The organism is Salmonella sp. NW177 (assembly GCF_051811585.1).
GTDB lineage: Bacteria > Pseudomonadota > Gammaproteobacteria > Enterobacterales > Enterobacteriaceae > Salmonella > Salmonella enterica.
Window position 1 is genome coordinate 253,009 of the sequence record NZ_JAMMZV010000004.1, and the last position, 18,628, is coordinate 271,636.

Here is an 18,628-nt window from a genome sequence, read left to right on the forward strand (position 1 = left end):
GGAGCCACATCATGATTTTTGGACATATTGCGCAGCCTAATCCGTGCCGGCTACCGTCGGCCATAGAGCAGGCGCTCGATTTCCTGCGCAATACGGACTTTCGCACGCTGGAACCCGGCGTAGTGGAAATCGACGGCAAAAATATCTTCGCGCAGATTATCGATATGACCACCCGCGATGCTGCTGAAAATCGTCCGGAAGTCCATCGCCGCTATCTGGATATTCAGTTTCTGGCATGGGGCGAAGAGAAAATTGGGGTTGCCATTGATACCGGTAATAATCAAATCAGCGAATCATTATTAGAACAGCGCGATATTATTTTTTATCACGACAGTGAACATGAATCATTCATTGAAATGATACCGGGAAGTTATGCCCTGTTTTTCCCGCAGGATGTTCATCGTCCAGGTTGTAATAAAAGCATTGCTACGCCGATACGGAAAATAGTCGTAAAAGTCGCCATAGACGTTTTATAAAATAGAGTTTACTGGAGCACAAAATGAAAAATAATACCGGTTATATTATCGGTGCGTACCCTTGTGCACCCTCATTTCACCAGAAGAGTGAAGAGGAAGAGACGGAATTCTGGCGGCAACTCTCTGATACTCCGGATATCCGGGGGCTGGAGCAGCCTTGTCTTGAACATCTTCACCCGCTCGGCGACGAGTGGTTATTGCGCCATACACCGGGAAACTGGCAAATCGTGGTCACCGCGATAATGGAAACCATGCGTCGCCGTAGCGAAAACGGCGGTTTTGGATTAGCGTCCAGTGACGAGGGACAGCGTAAAGCCTGCGTGGAATACTACCGTCATCTTTATCAGAAGATAAATAATCTCAATGCGAAAACCCCCGGCAAAGTCATAGCCCTTGAGCTTCATGCCGCCCCACTGGCGGGCAATCCGAACGTAGCGCAGGCAACCGACGCCTTTGCGCGCTCATTAAAAGAGATTGCCAACTGGGACTGGTCCTGCGACCTGGTGCTTGAACACTGCGACGCGGTGACCGGCCCCGCACCGCGCAAAGGATTCTTACCGTTAGTAAACGTACTGGAAACTATTGCCGACTATGACATAAGCGTCTGCATTAACTGGGCGCGCTCGGCTATTGAAGGGCGGGATACCTCTCTACCATTGATCCACACGCAGCAGGCCAAACAGGCTGGAAAACTCGGGGCACTGATGTTCTCCGGTACAACGCTGGATGGAGAATACGGCGAATGGCAGGACCTCCATGCTCCGTTTGCACCTTTCTGTCCACAAAGTCTGATGACGGAGAAACATGTTAAAGAACTGATTACCGCCGCAGCTCCCGATCTGTTGCAGTTTACCGGTATTAAATTATTGGAAATCAATGCCAGCGCCGATATTAATCACCGCATAAATATATTACGCGATGGTATTAACATGATGAAAAAGGCCACACGCGGCTAACCTGAATGAAACATCATCACCTTAATTCTCGGCCTGCAACTCAACGTTGCGCCGACCTAATATAAACCAAACATAAGAAATTAAGTTCCACTATTCAGCATCGAAAGAAATAAGTTTCTATAACCTGATGGAGTCGTTATGAAGCGGGTACTTGAGGGCATACTTGCGGTATTAATTGCCGTACTTTCCTGCATTGTATTTATTAATGTTATTTTACGTTACGGTTTTGAGAGCAGTATTTTGTCGGTAGATGAACTATCACGTTATCTATTTGTATGGCTGACGTTTATTGGCGCCATCGTTGCATTTATGGATAACGCTCACGTTCAGGTTACTTTTGTGGTGGAAAAACTTTCGCCAGCGAATCAGCGTCGACTCTCGCTGCTGACACATTCGCTGATTTTATTGTTATGCCTCGCATTAGGCTGGGGCAGCCTGCAAAAAGCGTTGCAGGACTGGAGCGATCACTCGCCAATCCTCGGTTTACCGATCGGCCTGATGTATATCGCCTGTCTGCCCACAAGCGTTGCTATCGCGTTAATCGAGCTGCGTCGGCTTTATCACTTAATAACGCGTAACGATTCCTTTCAACAACCACAGCAAGGAGCCTAATCATGGCCGTGGTGATATTTCTCTGCTGCCTGCTCGGCGGGATCGCGATAGGTTTACCCATCGCCTGGTCGCTGCTGCTTTGCGGCGCTGCTCTGATGGCATACCTGGATATGTTTGACGTGCAGATTATGGCGCAAACCCTGGTTAACGGCGCGGACAGCTTCTCCCTGCTGGCCATTCCCTTTTTTGTTTTGGCCGGTGAAATCATGAACGCGGGCGGCCTGTCAAAGCGAATTGTCGACCTGCCGATGAAGCTGGTCGGCCATAAGCCCGGCGGCCTGGGCTACGTGGGCGTTATTGCGGCAATGATTATGGCCAGCCTTTCCGGCTCTGCGGTAGCAGATACCGCTGCGGTCGCCGCGCTGCTGGTGCCGATGATGCGCTCCGCAAACTACCCGATCAACCGCTCCGTTGGGTTAATCGCTTCCGGCGGGATCATTGCGCCAATTATTCCCCCCTCGATTCCTTTTATTATCTTCGGCGTTTCCAGCGGCTTGTCGATCAGCAAGCTGTTTATGGCCGGGATCGCACCGGGCATCATGATGGGCGCGGCGCTTATGCTCACCTGGTGGTGGCAGGCCGGGCGATTAAATCTCCCTTCTCAGCCTAAAGCAACACCGCGTGAAATCTGGCAATCATTGGTTTCAGGTATCTGGGCGCTGTTTTTACCGGTGATTATTATCGGCGGCTTCCGTTCCGGACTTTTCACGCCAACGGAGGCAGGGGCGGTTGCCGCCTTTTACGCCCTGTTTGTCGCCGTGGTTATCTATCGGGAATTAACGTTTTCCAGTCTCTACCACGTGCTGGTCAATGCCGCCAAAACGACGTCAGTCGTCATGTTTCTGGTGGCCGCGGCCCAGGTATCCGCCTGGCTGATTACGATCGCGGAATTACCCATGATGGTGTCAGATTTGCTGCAGCCGCTGGTCGACTCTCCGCGACTCTTATTTATCGTCATTATGATCTCAATTATGGTCGTCGGTATGGTGATGGATTTAACGCCAACGGTGTTAATTCTTACCCCTGTATTATTGCCATTAGTTAAAGAAGCCAATATTGATCCGATTTATTTCGGCGTCATGTTCATTATTAACTGCTCTATTGGATTAATCACACCGCCCGTTGGCAACGTCCTCAACGTTATTTCCGGGGTAGCAAAATTGAAATTTGATGACGCGGTAAGAGGCGTATTCCCTTACGTTGTCGTCCTGATGTCGCTGCTGGTTTTATTTATTTTTATTCCCGAGCTAATTATCACACCGCTTAAATGGATTAATTAAAGGATAATATTATGAAATTACACGTTATTGCTCGTTCATTATTGATAGCTGGTCTGACGGTTTTCAGCGTGTCGTCTCTGGCGGCGCAATCTTTACGTTTTGGTTATGAAACACCGCAAACTGACTCTCAACATATTGCCGCGAAAAAATTTAACGAACTATTAAAAGAAAAAACTAACGGCGAATTAACGCTAAAACTCTTTCCTGACAGCACATTAGGTAACGCCCAGGCAATGATCAGCGGGGTGCGCGGCGGAACTATTGATATGGAAATGTCCGGTTCGAACAATTTCACCGGCCTGGCCCCTGTATTCAACTTACTTGATGTCCCCTTCCTGTTTCGCGATACCGCGCATGCGCATAAAACGCTCGACGGCAAAGTCGGCGATGAACTGAAAAAATCACTCGATTCAAAAGGGTTAAAAGTCCTCGCCTACTGGGAAAACGGCTGGCGCGACGTCACCAACTCCCGCGCGCCGGTAAAAACGCCGGGCGATTTGAAAGGCTTAAAAATCCGCACTAACAACAGCCCAATGAATATCGCGGCCTTTAAAATCTTCGGCGCGAACCCTATTCCGATGCCATTCTCCGAAGTCTATACCGGCCTCGAAACCCGTACGATTGATGCCCAGGAACACCCTATCAACGTCGTGTGGTCAGCGAAATTCTATGAGGTACAGAAATACCTCTCCCTCACTCATCACGCCTATTCGCCTCTTCTGCTGGTGATCAATAAAGCCAAATTCGACGCTTTAAGCCCGCAGTTCCAGGAGGCACTGCTGAGTTCCGCCAAAGAAGCGGGTGACTATCAGCGCAAACTGGTCGCCGAAGATCAGCAAAAAATTATCGATGGCATGAAAGAAGCCGGAGTTGAAGTCCTGACCGATATCGACCGTAAAGCCTTCAGCGATGCGCTGGGCAGCCAGGTGCGCGATATGTTCCTGAAAGACAACCCGCAGGGCGCCGATCTCCTGAAAGCCGTGGACGAGGTGCAATAAGTCATGAGCAACTACTGGCTGGGGTTAGATTGTGGTGGGAGTTGGCTAAAAGCCGGGTTGTACGATGGCGCAGGCCGGGAAGTAGCGGTGCAACGCCTGCCGCTGCACGCTTTAAGCCCGCAGCCAGGCTGGGTTGAACGCGATATGACCGAGCTGTGGCAACAGTGCGCCTCGGTCATCAGCAAACTGCTGGCGCACACGGGGGTGAACGGTTCACAAATCCGCGGTCTGGGTATTTCAGCCCAAGGGAAGGGCCTGTTTCTGTTAGATAAAAGCGATCGGCCATTAGGTAAAGCGATACTCTCTTCCGATCGTCGCGCCATGGAAATTGTCCAGCGCTGGCAAAAAGAAGCGGTTCCGCAAAAACTCTACCCGCTGACTCGGCAAACCCTGTGGACCGGGCATCCGGTCTCCCTTTTACGCTGGGTAAAAGAGAATGAGCCGCAGCGCTACGCGCAGATAGGCAGCGTCATGATGACGCATGACTATCTGCGCTGGTGCTTAACCGGCGTGAAGGGCTGCGAAGAGAGCAATATCTCCGAGTCCAACCTCTACAACATGGCGACGGGCCAGTACGACCCGCGCCTGACCGAATGGCTGGGCATCAGCGAAATCGACAGCGCGCTGCCCCCCGTGGTGGGTTCAGCCGAAATATGCGGGGAGATCACCGCTCAGGCGGCCGCCATCACCGGTCTGGCGGCGGGTACCCCCGTCGTCGGCGGCCTGTTTGACGTGGTTTCCACCGCCCTTTGCGCCGGTATTGAGGATGAATCAACGCTCAATGCGGTGATGGGTACCTGGGCCGTCACCAGCGGCATCGCTCACGGCCTGCGCGACCATGAGGCCCACCCTTACGTCTATGGCCGCTACGTCAATGACGGGCAGTATATCGTTCACGAAGCCAGCCCGACCTCCTCCGGCAACCTTGAATGGTTCACCGCCCAGTGGGACGACCTCTCTTTTGACGAGATCAACCAGGCGGTCGCCAGCCTGCCGAAAGCCGGTAGCGACCTCTTTTTTCTGCCGTTTCTCTACGGCAGCAATGCCGGACTGGAGATGACCTGCGGTTTTTACGGCATGCAGGCGCTGCACACCCGCGCGCACTTGCTGCAGGCGATTTATGAAGGCGTGGTCTTCAGCCATATGACCCACCTCAACCGCATGCGTGAACGCTTTACCGACGTTTGCGCCCTGCGCGTTACCGGCGGCCCGGCCCACTCCGACGTCTGGATGCAGATGCTGGCGGACGTCAGCGGTTTACGCATTGAACTGCCGCAGGTGGAGGAGACCGGCTGCTTCGGCGCGGCGCTGGCAGCCCGCGTCGGCACCGGCGTATATCGCGATTTCCGCGAGGCCCAACGCGACCTGCAGCACCCGGTGCGCACGCTGCTGCCGGACATGACCGCACACGCCCTCTACCAGCGCAAATACCGCCAATACCAGGATTTGATTGAAGCACTACAGGGCTATCACGCCCGTATTAAGGAGCACGCATTATGAGCCGACCATTACTGCAACTGGCGCTCGACCACACCAGCCTGGAAGCAGCCCAGCGCGATGTCGCCCTGCTACAGGATCATGTCGATATCGTTGAGGCCGGAACCATCCTTTGTTTAACCGAAGGCCTTAGCGCGGTGAAAGCCCTGCGAGCGCAGTGCCCGGAAAAAATCATCGTCGCCGACTGGAAAGTGGCCGATGCCGGAGAAACCCTGGCGCAGCAGGCGTTTGGCGCTGGCGCTAACTGGATGACTATCATCTGCGCTGCGCCGCTCGCCACGGTCGAGAAAGGCCATGCCGTCGCGCAATCCTGCGGCGGTGAAATTCAAATGGAACTGTTCGGCAACTGGACGCTGGACGACGCCCGAGACTGGTATCGCGTCGGGGTTCGCCAGGCGATTTACCACCGCGGACGCGATGCTCAGGCCAGCGGGCAGCAGTGGGGAGAAGCGGACCTGGCGCGTATGAAGGCGTTGTCCGACATCGGCCTTGAACTGTCAATTACCGGCGGCATTACCCCAGCGGATCTGCCGCTGTTCCGCAACATTAACGTTAAGGCATTTATCGCCGGACGTGCGCTGGCGGGTGCCGCCCATCCGGCGCAGGTCGCAGCCGAATTCCACGCCCAAATTGACGCCATTTGGGGAGAAAAGCATGCGTAATCATCCATTAGGTATTTACGAGAAAGCGCTGGCGAAAGACCTCAGTTGGCCGGAGCGGCTGGTGCTGGCAAAAAGCTGCGGTTTTGATTTTGTCGAGATGTCGGTGGATGAAACGGATGAACGCCTTTCGCGCCTGGAGTGGACGCCAGCCCAACGCGCATCGCTGGTGAGCGCGATGCTGGAAAGCGGCGTCGCCATCCCGTCGATGTGCCTCTCCGCCCATCGTCGCTTCCCTTTTGGCAGCCGCGACGAAGCGGTACGCGAGCGGGCGCGTGAAATCATGACCAAAGCCATTCGCCTGGCGCGCGACCTGGGGATCCGCACCATCCAGTTGGCAGGTTACGACGTCTATTACGAAGAACACGACGAAGGCACCCAGCAACGTTTCGCCGAAGGGCTGGCGTGGGCGGTGGAACAGGCCGCAGCGGCGCAGGTGATGCTGGCGGTGGAGATCATGGATACCGCGTTTATGAACTCCATCAGCAAGTGGAAAAAGTGGGACGAGATGCTTTCGTCACCGTGGTTCACCGTTTATCCAGACGTCGGCAACCTCAGCGCCTGGGGGAACGACGTGACCGCCGAACTGAAGCTGGGTATCGACCGTATCGCCGCTATCCACCTGAAAGACACGCTGCCGGTAACCGGTGACAGCCCCGGCCAGTTCCGCGACGTGCCGTTTGGCGAAGGATGCGTTGATTTTGTCGGCATCTTCAAAACGCTGCATGAGCTGAACTATCGCGGTTCATTTCTGATTGAGATGTGGACAGAGAAAGCCAGCGAGCCGGTGCTGGAAATTATCCAGGCCCGCCGCTGGATTGAATCACGGATGCAGGAAGGAGGTTTCACATGTTAGAGCAACTGAAAGCCGAGGTGCTGGCGGCCAACCTGGCCCTCCCGGCGCACGGGCTGGTCACCTTTACCTGGGGCAACGTCAGCGCGGTCGATGAGACGCGCAAGCTGATGGTCATTAAGCCTTCCGGCGTCGAATATGAGGTGATGACCGCCGACGATATGGTGGTGGTAGAGATCGCCAGCGGTAAGGTCGTTGAAGGCAACAAAAAACCGTCGTCCGATACCGCGACCCATTTGGCGCTCTATCGCCGCTATCCGCAGATCGGTGGGATCGTGCATACCCATTCCCGCCATGCGACGATCTGGTCGCAGGCCGGGCTCGATCTCCCCGCCTGGGGCACCACCCACGCCGACTATTTCTATGGCGCGATCCCCTGTACCCGGCTGATGACCGTTGAGGAGATTAACGGCGAGTACGAGTATCAGACCGGCGAGGTGATTATTAAAACCTTTGAAGAGCGCGGTCTCGATCCGGCGCAAATCCCGGCGGTATTGGTTCATTCGCACGGCCCGTTTGCCTGGGGTAAAAATGCCGCCGATGCCGTCCACAACGCCGTGGTGCTTGAGGAGTGCGCCTATATGGGGCTGTTCTCGCGCCAGTTGGCCCCGCAGCTACCGGATATGCAGCCTGAACTGCTCGATAAACATTATCTGCGTAAACACGGCGCGAATGCCTATTACGGGCAGTAATGCCGGCAGCCACAGCCTGTGTCAGATGGCGGCTGCGCCTTATCCGACCTACAAGATTTGCAATATCAATACGTTGTGATGAACTCTTGTAGGCCCGATAAGCAAAGCGCCATCGGGCATTCAGTTTGCAACCGCGTTGTCAGAGGGCCAAAGATTATACTCAAGAATTAACGTGTTCCTTACTGTAGCGCCGCTTCCAGGCGGTAGGCGTCAGGCCGGTGTGCTTGCGGAAGATCTGGCGAAAGTAACCAACGTCATTAAAACCGCACCGCTCCGCCACCTCTTTTAACGAACGCGCGTCGCTAATCAGCAACTTTTCCGCCTCGCGCACCCGCTGGCGGTGGATGGCTTCCGTTAGCGTAAGGTGAAATACCCGCCGATAAACGCGTCCCAGATAATCCACATTGCAATGCAGTTCTTTCGCCAGAACCGAGCTGGAAAGCGGCAGGTGATAGTGCGTTCGAATCAGCTGCTTCACTTTCCAGGCCAGCGACACGCCAGCGGCCTCGGCGTTTTCATTCTGCCGGGCGTCAACAGTGAGCTGCTGCAAAATCAGCAGCACGATGAACTCCAGCGCCGGGCTGCGCTGGTGCTTTTCCTGCTCGTTCATAAACTGGCGAAAAAGCGCAATCAGCGCCTGCGGATCGGCAACCTGGGTATGCTGCGGCACGGAAAGATGCGTCAGCCAGCGCGGGTCACTGTCCGGCGCTTTGACCTCAAAATGGAGCCAGTAAAATTTAAGATCGGCGGGAAACTCCTCAACGCCAATATGGCGGCGATGCGGCCAAAGCAACAGGCTTTCCCCGGCTTCGACACAGAAAACACATTCTTCTTCCTGAATTTTCAGGCAGCCTTTTTCCACAAATATAATTTCCCACGATTGCAGACGCCTGGCAGGATGACGCCCAATGCCGCGAGAAATAAATAATCCGCCGTTTTGGACTTTAATCGGTAATGTTATGGATAATTCGAGCATTAATATGTCATTTCCCGCTCATTCAGCACCGTATTTCATATTACCTTTTGATTATTAACTAAAAATAGTCCTTTCACTCGATCCATCTCACATTTTTAAATACGGGTCGGAATCGTCATCTTTTTTTACTCTTTTATCGCCTTGTCGCTCACCGCTATCCGGGCAAAATGAATCAGGTCATAACGCGAAAATAAAAATTACTGCCATAAAATACCCCGTCAGCGAGGAATATCTATGACCTCTACAGCCTTAAGGAGCACGAAATGAACGTACTGGAAGTCGATCTGCATAAACTGACGGTCAGCGATCCGTTCCTCGGACAGTATCAACAACTGGTTCGCGATGTGGTTATTCCTTACCAGTGGGATGCGTTAAACGATCGTATTCCAGAGGCTGAACCCAGCCATGCCATTGAAAATTTCCGCATTGCCGCAGGCCAGCAGACGGGCGACTTTTACGGCATGGTCTTTCAGGACAGCGACGTGGCGAAATGGCTGGAAGCGGTTGCCTGGTCACTGTGCCAGAAGCCCGATCCAGCGCTTGAGAAAACCGCCGATGAGGTGATTGAACTGGTGGCCGCCGCGCAGTGTGACGATGGCTATCTCAATACGTACTTTACGGCAAAAGCCCCGCAAGAACGCTGGAGCAACCTGGCGGAGTGCCATGAGCTTTATTGCGCCGGGCATCTGATTGAAGCGGGCGTCGCCTTCTTTCAGGCCACCGGCAAGCGTCGGCTGCTAGACGTCGTTTGTCGCCTGGCCGATCATATCGACAGCACTTTCGGCCCTGGCGAAAATCAGCTGCACGGCTATCCGGGCCACCCGGAAATTGAGCTGGCGCTGATGCGTCTGTATGAGGTAACAGAGCAGCCGCGCTATATGACGCTGGCAAGCTACTTTATCGGGCAGCGCGGCACCCAACCGCACTTCTACGACGAAGAGTACGAAAAACGCGGCCAAACCTCTTACTGGCATACCTACGGCCCGGCGTGGATGGTCAAAGACAAAGCCTACAGCCAGGCGCATCTGCCAATTTCACAGCAGCAGACGGCAATCGGCCACGCGGTACGTTTTGTCTATCTGATGACTGGCGTGGCGCATCTCGCTCGCCTGAGCAACGATGAAGGCAAACGCCAGGACTGCCTGCGTCTGTGGAAAAATATGGCGCAGCGTCAGCTGTATATCACCGGAGGCATCGGTTCACAGAGCAGCGGCGAATCCTTTAGCAGCGATTACGATTTACCGAATGATTCGGTCTATGCGGAAAGTTGCGCTTCAATCGGCCTGATGATGTTCGCCCGCCGGATGCTGGAAATGGAAGCCGATAGCCAGTACGCCGACGTGATGGAGCGCGCGCTGTACAACACCGTCCTCGGCGGTATGGCGCTCGATGGCAAGCATTTCTTCTACGTCAACCCGCTGGAAGTGCATCCAAAATCGTTAAAATTCAACCATATTTACGATCACGTTAAGCCCATCCGCCAGCGCTGGTTTGGCTGCGCCTGCTGCCCGCCGAACATCGCCCGCGTGCTCACCTCCCTTGGTCACTACATCTACACGCCGCGTGCGGATGCGCTGTACATCAATATGTACGTGGGTAACAGCATGGAAATACCGGTTGAAAATGGCGCGCTCAAACTGCGAATCAGCGGGAACTACCCGTGGCATGAGCAGGTGAAGATTGCCATCGACTCTGTGCAGCCGGTACGTCACACGCTGGCGCTACGTCTGCCGGACTGGTGCCCTGAGGCAAAAGTGACGCTCAACGGGCTGGAAGTGGAGCAGGATATTCGCAAAGGTTATCTGCATATCCGTCGAACCTGGCAGGAGGGCGATACGATAACCCTGACGCTGCCGATGCCGGTTCGCCGCGTGTATGGCAATCCGCTGGCGCGTCACGTCGCCGGTAAGGTTGCCATTCAGCGCGGGCCGCTGGTCTATTGCCTTGAGCAGGCCGATAACGGCGAAGAACTGCATAATCTGTGGCTACCGAAAGAGAGTGAGTTCCGGGTCTTTGAGGGCAAAGGGCTTTTTGCGCATAAGATGCTGATTCAGGCTGAAGGCGAGAAGCAAAGCGCCCCAGATGCGCAGCATCAGGCGTTGTGGCACTACGATAACGCGCCGTCATCGCGCCAGCCGCAGACGCTAACGTTCATTCCGTGGTTTAGCTGGGCCAACCGTGGCGAGGGCGAAATGCGGATTTGGGTTAACGAACGGTAATACTGTGCCGGATGGCGGCTGCGCCTTATCCGGCCTACAAGATTTGCAATATCAGTATATTGCGATGAATTTTTGTAGGCCTGATAAGCGCAGCGCCATCAGACATTACCACCAGGCTAATATCAACGCGGTAGGCCCGATAAGCGAAGTGCCATCGGGCATTACCACCAGGCTGATATCAATGCGGTAGGCCCGATAAGCGCAGCGCCATCGGGCATTACCACCAGGCTGATATCAATGCGGTAGGCCCGATAAGCGCAGCGCCATCGGGCATTACCTCTTGCGTCAGAACAGCCCCAGCGGCTTATCGGAATAGCTCACCAGCAGGCACTTGGTTTGCTGGTAGTGTTCCAGCATCATCTTATGCGTTTCGCGCCCGATGCCCGACTGCTTATAGCCGCCGAACGCCGCATGTGCCGGATAGGCGTGATAGCAGTTGGTCCATACGCGCCCGGCCTGGATCCCGCGCCCCATTTTATACGCCAGCGATCCATTACGGCTCCAGACGCCAGCGCCCAGGCCGTATTGGGTATCGTTAGCGATTTCCAGCGCCTCCTCCATGGTTTTAAAGGTGGTTACCGCCAGCACCGGGCCAAAGATCTCCTCCTGAAAGACGCGCATATTGTTCTTACCAAACAGGATAGTAGGCTCAAGGTAATAGCCCTCTTTAAGTTCGCCATCCAGCTCCTTGCGTCGCCCACCGGTCAGAATATCGGCCCCCTCTTTTTTACCGATATCGATATAATTGAGGATAGTCTCAAGCTGGCCGTGGGAGACCTGCGCCCCCATCTGTGTACCGCTATCTAGCGGGTTCCCGCTGCGAATGCTCTCTACCCGGCGAATAGCGCGCTCCATAAAGCGCTCATAGATGGACTCCTGGACCAGCGCACGGCTTGGACAGGTACACACCTCGCCCTGGTTAAAGGCAAACAGGGCAAATCCCTCCAGCGCTTTATCAAAGAACGCATCTTCCTCATCCATCACGTCGGCAAAGAAGATATTTGGCGATTTACCGCCTAACTCCAGCGTCACCGGAATAATATTCTGCGTGGCGTACTGCATGATCTGTTGACCCACTTCCGTCGAACCGGTAAACGCCACCTTCGCGATACGTTTCGAGGTCGCCAGATATTCACCGATCTCGCCGCCCGCGCCGTTCACGACGTTGACGACGCCCGGCGGTAACAGATCGCCAATGACTTCCATTAACAGCAGAACGGAAAGCGGCGTCAGGCGTGCCGGTTTAAGCACCACGCAGTTACCCGCCGCCAGCGCTGGCGCCATTTTCCAGCTTGCCATCAACAACGGAAAGTTCCACGGGATTATCTGCCCCACGACGCCAAGCGGTTCGTGAAAATGGTAGGCCACGGTTTCGCTATCAACTTCGCTGATCCCGCCCTCCTGCGCACGTATACAGGAGGCGAAATAGCGGAAATGATCAATCGCCAGCGGTACGTCGGCGGCGCTGGTTTCACGAATCGGTTTACCGTTATCCCAGGTTTCCGCTGTCGCCAACAGTTCGAGGTTTTGTTCCATCCGATCGGCGATCTTAAACAAGATAGCGGCACGGTCTTGTACTGACGTATGCGCCCACTTATCTTTCGCCTTATGCGCGGCGTCGAGCGCTAAATCGATATCTTTTTTACCGGAGGAAGCGACTTCACATAGCGGCTGGCCGGTCACTGGCGTCAGGTTTTGATAATATTCGCCGTCGGCGGGCGCAACCCAGTCACCGCCAATAAAATTGTCATAGCGGGCTTTTAACTTCAGTGGGTACCCGTATTCACCTGGCTGAATACGTGTTGAAGGGGGATTGTTCGTCATGACCAACTCCTTATTGTAAAGGTACTCCACAAGGGTAGACGGTACTGGTGAATTTTTCGCCAATGGTTTCCCGCTTTACGACAGCAATCACGAATTACTTTCCTTTACGTTTCTCCGTCTGGTTTTAGCCATACTAAACAGGTGCCTGTTTAACGTACGGAGAACACTATGCAGCAATATATCGGCATTGATGTGGGAGGAACTCACGTCAAATATGGCGTGATTAACAGTGACGGCGAAGAATTAACCCATTATCAATTCGATACGCCAGAGGACGCCTCCACGTTTACCCGCAAATGGCAGGATGTGGTGGCGCGTTGTCAACAGGACTATGACATTGCGGCAATCGGGGTCAGTTTCCCCGGCCATATTAATCCCCATAACGGTCATGCGGCAAAAGCGGGCGCGCTGGCTTACCTGGATGACGTCAACCTGATGGAGTTGTTCAGCGGGCTGACCGATCTGCCGCTGGTCGTGGAGAACGACGCGAACTGCGCGGCGCTGGGCGAAATGTGGCGAGGCGCCGGGCAGCATTATGAAAACATGGTCTGTATCACCATTGGAACCGGCATTGGCGGCGGTATTATCGTCGGACGAGAACTGTATCGCGGCGCACATTTCCACGCCGGTGAATTCGGCGTCATGCCGGTCGGGAATAATGGCGAAAGTATGCATAAAATCGCGTCAACCAGCGGATTAATGGCGTCGTGCCGCCAGGCGCTGGCGCTGCCTGCCGAAGAGATGCCGCCTGCGGATGTGATCTTCGAACGAATGGCGACCGATGTTCATCTGCGTGAGGCGGTCAATGACTGGGCGCGTTATCTTTCACGCGGCGTTTACAGCGTGATCTCTATGTTTGATCCGGGCGTGGTGCTGATCGGCGGAGGAATAAGCGAACAGGAAAAGCTCTACCCGCTCCTGACGCGGCATCTTGAAACGTTTGAAATGTGGGAGGCGCTCCAGGTGCCGATTCAGCCCTGCCAACTGGGAAATCAGGCGGGCAGGCTGGGCGCCGTCTGGCTGGCGCAGCAAAAGCTCGATCGAAGCTAACGTGTTACGCCTTATCCGGCCTGCATCGTCTACGCAGGCCCGGTAAGCGTCCGCGCCACCGGGCAAAGGCGTTACATCAAATTTCCACAATCTCATCGTGAGTCGCCTGAATAAGGCGCAAAGAATACGGGTGAAATTATCCTGATAACAGGTTCACGCTGGCTATTTTAAGAAGCCAGAAAAATAAAAAGCACATCTGGTTCATTTCCTGATGTGCTTTTTATAAAGCAACGCAATAATTGTATTGCTTCATTTGTTATTTAATTTAACCATTTCATTCTTTTTGCGGAAATAATAACGCATCACGTAATAAATGATCATTCCCACGACGTCGTGTAAATCCAATCCGGTCAAAATATTCAAGGATCTGAATGGCCAGCTTCCGCCCTACATTCAGCCTGTCGCGAAAATCCGCCGCACACGTTGATCCTCTCTCTTGATCCAGCTCGCGGATCATATTGGCGAAAGCGACAATCCGATCGTTACGATAGTACCGATCTTTTACGATCGCGGTAATGATGCCTTGCTGCGCCGCCTGCCGCAGCACCAGCCGCATCAATTGTTCTTCCGTTCCGGTCTCTTTCGCCAGATCGCGTACCCACCAGGGCTCATCGCCAAATAGCGGTTCAACTTTTTGCCAGACGGCCTGCTGCTCATCGCTAAATCCCGCTTTATGATCCGGCAGATGCAACCAACCGTGATGGCTATGAATCAGGCCGTCGTCGCGCATCCGCTCGATCAGCATCAGGACCAGCGCTTCATCCTCCATTGGCAGGGCCATGCGACGTAAACGCTCGCGTCCCGGCCCCGGTTCATCGCGGTGCTGTTCGTGGTAGGTCGCCAGCGTATCAAGAATCTTACGCTGCCAGCGGGCGGCGACGGGCGCGCTTAACAGATTGTCTCCGGCCTGGATAAAACCATGTTGCTCAATAAGCTGACGCATACCGAGAGGATTAAGCTGACGCGCCCAACCGAAATCCGGCAGGTTGACGGCGCCGCGTTCCAGATGAATGGCCAACGCCGCGCTATCGTCCTGCGCGGCAGCAAGCGTTGAAAGCCAGTGCAAATAATCTGGCTTACGTTTACCGCGACGCGGCGCCTTAAGCGTCACCACGCGTGCGCCGGCAAGGGTGGCACGTGCGGAAATATCACGCAGCACCAGTCTGTCATTATCGGCCAGCCACAACGGCGTATCAAAGATCAGCTCGGCCAGCCCGCCTTCCAGCAAAGAGACGCGACCGGTCACATGGCTGGCGGCATGGTGAATATGTAGCGGCTGCCATTGGGAAAGCGGCGCATGAAGCGCCAGAGAAACGATCACCCGGGAAAAAGCTTCCCCCACCGGCGCATCGGAAAGCAGCCAGTCGCCGCGGTTAAGCTGCTCCTTCTCCGCATCGCCCGCAATATTGAGCGCAATACGTTGCCCGGCATACGCATGGTCGGTGGGCTGATTTTGCGCGTGTAGACTTCGTACGCGCATCGGCGTATTAACGCCGGTCAACCATAGCGTATCGCCCACGTTTACCTCTCCGCTCAACGCCGTTCCGGTCACCACCAGTCCCGCCCCTTTCACCGTAAACGCACGGTCGATAGCCAGACGGAAGCGATGCTGCGCGGCGTGTAAACGTGCAGGAAGCTGCTGTAAATGAGCGCGAAGTTCTGCAATACCGCGCCCTTCATTGGCAGCGGTGACAAATACAACGGTATCGGCGAAGCCATAGTTGTCGAGCGCCGCCAGTACCTCTTCACGTACTTCACCGATACGCGCCTCGTCCACGCGATCGGCTTTGGTCAGCGCTACGGTGAGCTGGAGATTACCCGTCAGTTGCAGGATCTGTAAATGCTCGCGCGTTTGCGCCATGACGCCGTCATCACAGGCGACCACCAGCAAAGCGTGATCGATACCGCCTACGCCCGCCAGCATGTTAGAAAGGAATTTTTCATGCCCAGGCACATCGATAAAGCCCAGCACACGACCATCCGGCTGCGGCCAATAGGCGTAACCCAGATCGATAGTCATCCCGCGTTTTTTCTCTTCCGGCAGGCGATCGGCATTGACTCCGGTAATCGCCTGGAGCAACGTCGTTTTACCGTGGTCTACGTGTCCGGCAGTTGCAATAATCATTTCAGCATCATCTCCATAAACCGGCTTTCGTCTTCAAGACAGCGCATATCCAGCCATAAACGGCCATCATAAATTCGGCCAATGACCGGTACAGGCAGCATGCGCCAGCGGGCCGCCAGCGCCTCCAGCCGACTACCGCGCCCATCGTGCGGGGTAAAGGTCATGGCGGCGCTGGGAAGGCGGTCTACCGGTAATGAACCGCTGCCGATTTGCGACAGGCAGGGTTTAACCTCCAGCGCAAATTCATCGCCGTAACGTGCCGCCAGCCGCGCCTGTAACCGCTGCGCTTGTTCGCGAATCGACGCTTCGCTGCGGGTTAACAGACGCAGGGTGGGTAATTTCTCCGCCAACGCTTCCGGGTGCAGATACAGACGTAACGTTGCCTCCAGCGCCGCCAGCGTCATTTTATCCGCACGCAGGGCGCGTTTCAGCGGATGGCTTTGCAGTTGGGCAATCATCGCTTTTTTGCCGACGATGATCCCGGCCTGCGGCCCGCCCAGCAACTTATCGCCGGAGAAGCTTACCAGGCTGACGCCTGCGGCAATGAGCTGCTGCGGCATCGGCTCTTTGGGTAAGCCATATTGACTTAAATCCACCAGCGAACCGCTGCCCAGATCCGCCACCACCGGAATATCCAGCTCTCGCCCGATTTCCGCCAGTTCCGCTTCCTCTACCGTTTTGGTAAAGCCCTCAATGCTGTAATTACTGGTATGTACCTTCATCAACAGCCCGGTATTTTCATTTACCGCCTGACGGTAATCTTTCGCGTGCGTCCGGTTGGTGGTGCCTACTTCATGCAGCGTACAGCCCGCCTGGCGCATAACATCCGGAATACGAAACGCGCCGCCGATTTCGACCAGCTCACCACGCGAAACCACCACCTCTTTGCCGCTGGCTGTCGCCGCCAGCATCAGCAATACCGCCGCCGCATTGTTATTGACGATACAGGCGTCCTCCGCCCCGGTGATTCGGCATAACAGCGTCGCCAGCGCCCGGTCGCGATGCCCCCGCCCGGCGCCATCTAAATCGTATTCCAGCGTCACCGGCGCGCGCATCGCCTGCGTTACCGCCTCAATCGCTTCTTGCGCCTGCAATGCGCGGCCAAGGTTGGTGTGCAGCACCGTCCCCGTCAGGTTAATCACCGGGCGCAGCGCGCTTTGCGCCGCATTTTCCAGCCGGAGTTTCGCCTCTTGCGCCCAGTCTGCGTACCAGTCGGGAAGCGTTTGCGTATTCCGTATGACGTCGCGCGCGTCGTCAAGCATCCGCCTAAGCAGATCAACCACCTGGGTATGGCCATACCGATCGCGCAGAGAAAGAAAAGCGCTATCGTGCAATAAGCGATCGATAGCAGGAAGCTGGCTGTAGAGTGTACGCGTTTCGCTTGTCATGAAAATGCCTGGCTGTTGGTGGCCCTCTCCTGGCGGGAGAGGGATATCGACATAAGGGGGATTGTAACGTGAGTTTGCTCAGGCGGACATAATGCGCGTCAAGCCTTTGGCGCTTCGGTGCGGGCAAAGCTTTCGCGTTGAAAAAGCGTTTCGACCAGTTTGACCAGGTGGGGGCGGCTAACACACCAGCCGGGCGCGACCCGGCGGAAGTTGAGATAGCCTACCGCACAGGCAATCGCGATAGTCGCCAGATTGACCGTATCCGTTTTTAGCGTCCCGTCGCTCAGATAACTTTCGAGCATATCCAGGCTGCGGTTGATTTTTTCCCGCTGGCGCAACAGTTCCGTTTCCGATTGTTGCGCCGCCGGACGCGCCTGTTCGCGTACAGAAACCAACGCTGCATCCATAATGCCGTCAGCCAACGCTTCAAGCTGGCGAACTTTAAGCGCTGCCATCGGGTCACGCGGGACCATCGCTGGCGCGATATCCAGCAGCTCAATATATTCCGCGATGATCGGCGAATCGAACCAGTACTCCCCTTTCTCCGTCACCAGCGCTGGCACCTTACCCAGAGGGTTGTATTGCGCCACGCCGTTATCCGCCTCGTAGGGTAGTTCATTAATAAATTCGAAGGTAATGCCTTTTTCGAGCAGCAGAACAGAGATTTTGCGCACAAAAGGGCTGGTGTAGCTACCGATGAGTTTCATGCCGTGTCCTTTTTGCCAACCAGTAAAAATCATAGTATGGCTCAAATAAGACGAAAAGAGACACAAAAGGAGGTTGCTGAATGACATAACGTGAGAGGGCTCGCGACAAAATGTTTGCCGGATCGTATTGACGTTACCCGGGCTTAAAATTTCTTGTGAAGAGGATCACAAAAATTCAACAAAGCACCAAAATAAAAATGTGAAATATCTCACATAAAATGGTCTTTTAAGGGCTAAAAATTAGATTCGTTGTTTTTTTACACAGCCACTTTGTGATCAATATCACATCAATTACCTCTCTACCCCCTATATTTAT

The 18,628-nt window shown here is 54.7% G+C and carries 16 protein-coding genes; 11 read left to right on the top strand and 5 right to left on the bottom strand.

What is annotated here, in order from left to right:
* Positions 1–11: 11 nt before the first annotated feature.
* The 9 genes from NA986_RS13970 (at position 12) to araD (ending at position 8,023) form a co-directional block, all read left to right on the top strand.
* Positions 12–476: a YhcH/YjgK/YiaL family protein gene (locus NA986_RS13970; RefSeq protein WP_000576100.1), complete on the top strand. Its 465-nt coding sequence runs from the start codon at positions 12–14 to the stop codon at positions 474–476.
* 23 nt (positions 477–499) lie between these two features.
* Positions 500–1,432 (top strand): DUF4862 family protein, encoded by a 933-nt coding sequence (locus NA986_RS13975; protein ID WP_023216221.1) that lies wholly within the window; start codon positions 500–502, stop codon positions 1,430–1,432.
* A gap of 138 nt (positions 1,433–1,570) precedes the next feature.
* A complete protein-coding gene (yiaM, locus tag NA986_RS13980; protein ID WP_000832316.1) occupies positions 1,571–2,044 on the top strand; it encodes a 2,3-diketo-L-gulonate TRAP transporter small permease YiaM in 474 nt (157 codons plus the stop codon).
* Between the two features lie 2 nt (positions 2,045–2,046).
* Positions 2,047–3,324 (top strand): 2,3-diketo-L-gulonate TRAP transporter large permease YiaN, encoded by a 1,278-nt coding sequence (yiaN, locus tag NA986_RS13985; protein ID WP_000301822.1) that lies wholly within the window; start codon positions 2,047–2,049, stop codon positions 3,322–3,324.
* 11 nt (positions 3,325–3,335) lie between these two features.
* The gene (gene yiaO / locus NA986_RS13990; RefSeq protein ID WP_000766337.1) at positions 3,336–4,322 is read left to right on the top strand and encodes a 2,3-diketo-L-gulonate TRAP transporter substrate-binding protein YiaO; all 987 of its coding nucleotides are present in this window, start codon (positions 3,336–3,338) and stop codon (positions 4,320–4,322) included.
* Positions 4,323–4,325: 3 nt separating this feature from the next.
* Positions 4,326–5,822 carry an FGGY-family carbohydrate kinase gene (locus NA986_RS13995; protein ID WP_023216220.1) on the top strand — a complete coding sequence of 499 codons (1,497 nt, stop codon included), beginning with the start codon at positions 4,326–4,328 and terminating at the stop codon, positions 5,820–5,822.
* The gene (gene ulaD, locus NA986_RS14000) at positions 5,819–6,481 is read left to right on the top strand and encodes a 3-keto-L-gulonate-6-phosphate decarboxylase UlaD (RefSeq protein ID WP_000089530.1); all 663 of its coding nucleotides are present in this window, start codon (positions 5,819–5,821) and stop codon (positions 6,479–6,481) included. The genes NA986_RS13995 and ulaD overlap by 4 nt, the downstream gene beginning before the upstream one ends.
* Complete coding sequence (locus NA986_RS14005) at positions 6,474–7,334, top strand: L-ribulose-5-phosphate 3-epimerase (RefSeq protein ID WP_023138218.1); 861 nt, start codon at positions 6,474–6,476, stop codon at positions 7,332–7,334. The genes ulaD and NA986_RS14005 overlap by 8 nt, the downstream gene beginning before the upstream one ends.
* Positions 7,328–8,023, top strand: a complete 696-nt coding sequence (gene araD / locus NA986_RS14010) for an L-ribulose-5-phosphate 4-epimerase (RefSeq protein WP_000893174.1) — start codon at positions 7,328–7,330, stop codon at positions 8,021–8,023. Before NA986_RS14005 ends, araD begins: the two co-directional genes overlap by 7 nt.
* A 160-nt stretch (positions 8,024–8,183) precedes the next feature.
* Here the strand turns inward: araD and NA986_RS14015 are convergent, their stop codons facing one another.
* The gene (locus tag NA986_RS14015) at positions 8,184–8,999 is read right to left on the bottom strand and encodes a helix-turn-helix domain-containing protein (protein WP_023216219.1); all 816 of its coding nucleotides are present in this window, start codon (positions 8,997–8,999) and stop codon (positions 8,184–8,186) included.
* Between the two features lie 263 nt (positions 9,000–9,262).
* Between NA986_RS14015 and NA986_RS14020 the strand changes: the two genes are divergently transcribed.
* Positions 9,263–11,218 carry a glycoside hydrolase family 127 protein gene (locus NA986_RS14020; protein ID WP_023216218.1) on the top strand — a complete coding sequence of 652 codons (1,956 nt, stop codon included), beginning with the start codon at positions 9,263–9,265 and terminating at the stop codon, positions 11,216–11,218.
* 285 nt (positions 11,219–11,503) lie between these two features.
* Here NA986_RS14020 and aldB read toward each other — a convergent pair whose 3' ends face one another.
* Positions 11,504–13,042, bottom strand: a complete 1,539-nt coding sequence (gene aldB, locus NA986_RS14025; protein ID WP_000183989.1) for an aldehyde dehydrogenase AldB — start codon at positions 13,040–13,042, stop codon at positions 11,504–11,506.
* Between the two features lie 168 nt (positions 13,043–13,210).
* Between aldB and NA986_RS14030 the strand changes: the two genes are divergently transcribed.
* Positions 13,211–14,092 (top strand): ROK family protein, encoded by an 882-nt coding sequence (locus NA986_RS14030; RefSeq protein ID WP_023200285.1) that lies wholly within the window; start codon positions 13,211–13,213, stop codon positions 14,090–14,092.
* 274 nt (positions 14,093–14,366) lie between these two features.
* Here the strand turns inward: NA986_RS14030 and selB are convergent, their stop codons facing one another.
* From selB to NA986_RS14045, 3 genes are all read right to left on the bottom strand, one after another.
* Entirely contained in the window at positions 14,367–16,217 is a 1,851-nt protein-coding gene (gene selB / locus NA986_RS14035; RefSeq protein ID WP_023216217.1) for a selenocysteine-specific translation elongation factor, read from the bottom strand.
* The gene (gene selA / locus NA986_RS14040) at positions 16,214–17,605 is read right to left on the bottom strand and encodes an L-seryl-tRNA(Sec) selenium transferase (protein WP_000200187.1); all 1,392 of its coding nucleotides are present in this window, start codon (positions 17,603–17,605) and stop codon (positions 16,214–16,216) included. The genes selB and selA overlap by 4 nt, the downstream gene beginning before the upstream one ends.
* A 98-nt stretch (positions 17,606–17,703) precedes the next feature.
* Positions 17,704–18,312: a glutathione S-transferase gene (locus NA986_RS14045; RefSeq protein WP_000766687.1), complete on the bottom strand. Its 609-nt coding sequence runs from the start codon at positions 18,310–18,312 to the stop codon at positions 17,704–17,706.
* Between the last annotated feature and the right edge of the window lie 316 nt (positions 18,313–18,628).

Bases quoted from the DNA above. Each gene is read 5' to 3' on its own strand.
- NA986_RS13970 (WP_000576100.1), top strand. From the start codon at position 12: ATGATTTTTGGACATATTGCGCAGCCTAATCCGTGCCGGCTACCGTCG.
- NA986_RS13975 (WP_023216221.1), top strand. From the start codon at position 500: ATGAAAAATAATACCGGTTATATTATCGGTGCGTACCCTTGTGCACCC.
- yiaM (WP_000832316.1), top strand. From the start codon at position 1,571: ATGAAGCGGGTACTTGAGGGCATACTTGCGGTATTAATTGCCGTACTT.
- yiaN (WP_000301822.1), top strand. From the start codon at position 2,047: ATGGCCGTGGTGATATTTCTCTGCTGCCTGCTCGGCGGGATCGCGATA.
- yiaO (WP_000766337.1), top strand. From the start codon at position 3,336: ATGAAATTACACGTTATTGCTCGTTCATTATTGATAGCTGGTCTGACG.
- NA986_RS13995 (WP_023216220.1), top strand. From the start codon at position 4,326: ATGAGCAACTACTGGCTGGGGTTAGATTGTGGTGGGAGTTGGCTAAAA.
- ulaD (WP_000089530.1), top strand. From the start codon at position 5,819: ATGAGCCGACCATTACTGCAACTGGCGCTCGACCACACCAGCCTGGAA.
- NA986_RS14005 (WP_023138218.1), top strand. From the start codon at position 6,474: ATGCGTAATCATCCATTAGGTATTTACGAGAAAGCGCTGGCGAAAGAC.
- araD (WP_000893174.1), top strand. From the start codon at position 7,328: ATGTTAGAGCAACTGAAAGCCGAGGTGCTGGCGGCCAACCTGGCCCTC.
- NA986_RS14015 (WP_023216219.1), bottom strand. From the start codon at position 8,999: ATGCTCGAATTATCCATAACATTACCGATTAAAGTCCAAAACGGCGGA.
- NA986_RS14020 (WP_023216218.1), top strand. From the start codon at position 9,263: ATGAACGTACTGGAAGTCGATCTGCATAAACTGACGGTCAGCGATCCG.
- aldB (WP_000183989.1), bottom strand. From the start codon at position 13,042: ATGACGAACAATCCCCCTTCAACACGTATTCAGCCAGGTGAATACGGG.
- NA986_RS14030 (WP_023200285.1), top strand. From the start codon at position 13,211: ATGCAGCAATATATCGGCATTGATGTGGGAGGAACTCACGTCAAATAT.
- selB (WP_023216217.1), bottom strand. From the start codon at position 16,217: ATGATTATTGCAACTGCCGGACACGTAGACCACGGTAAAACGACGTTG.
- selA (WP_000200187.1), bottom strand. From the start codon at position 17,605: ATGACAAGCGAAACGCGTACACTCTACAGCCAGCTTCCTGCTATCGAT.
- NA986_RS14045 (WP_000766687.1), bottom strand. From the start codon at position 18,312: ATGAAACTCATCGGTAGCTACACCAGCCCTTTTGTGCGCAAAATCTCT.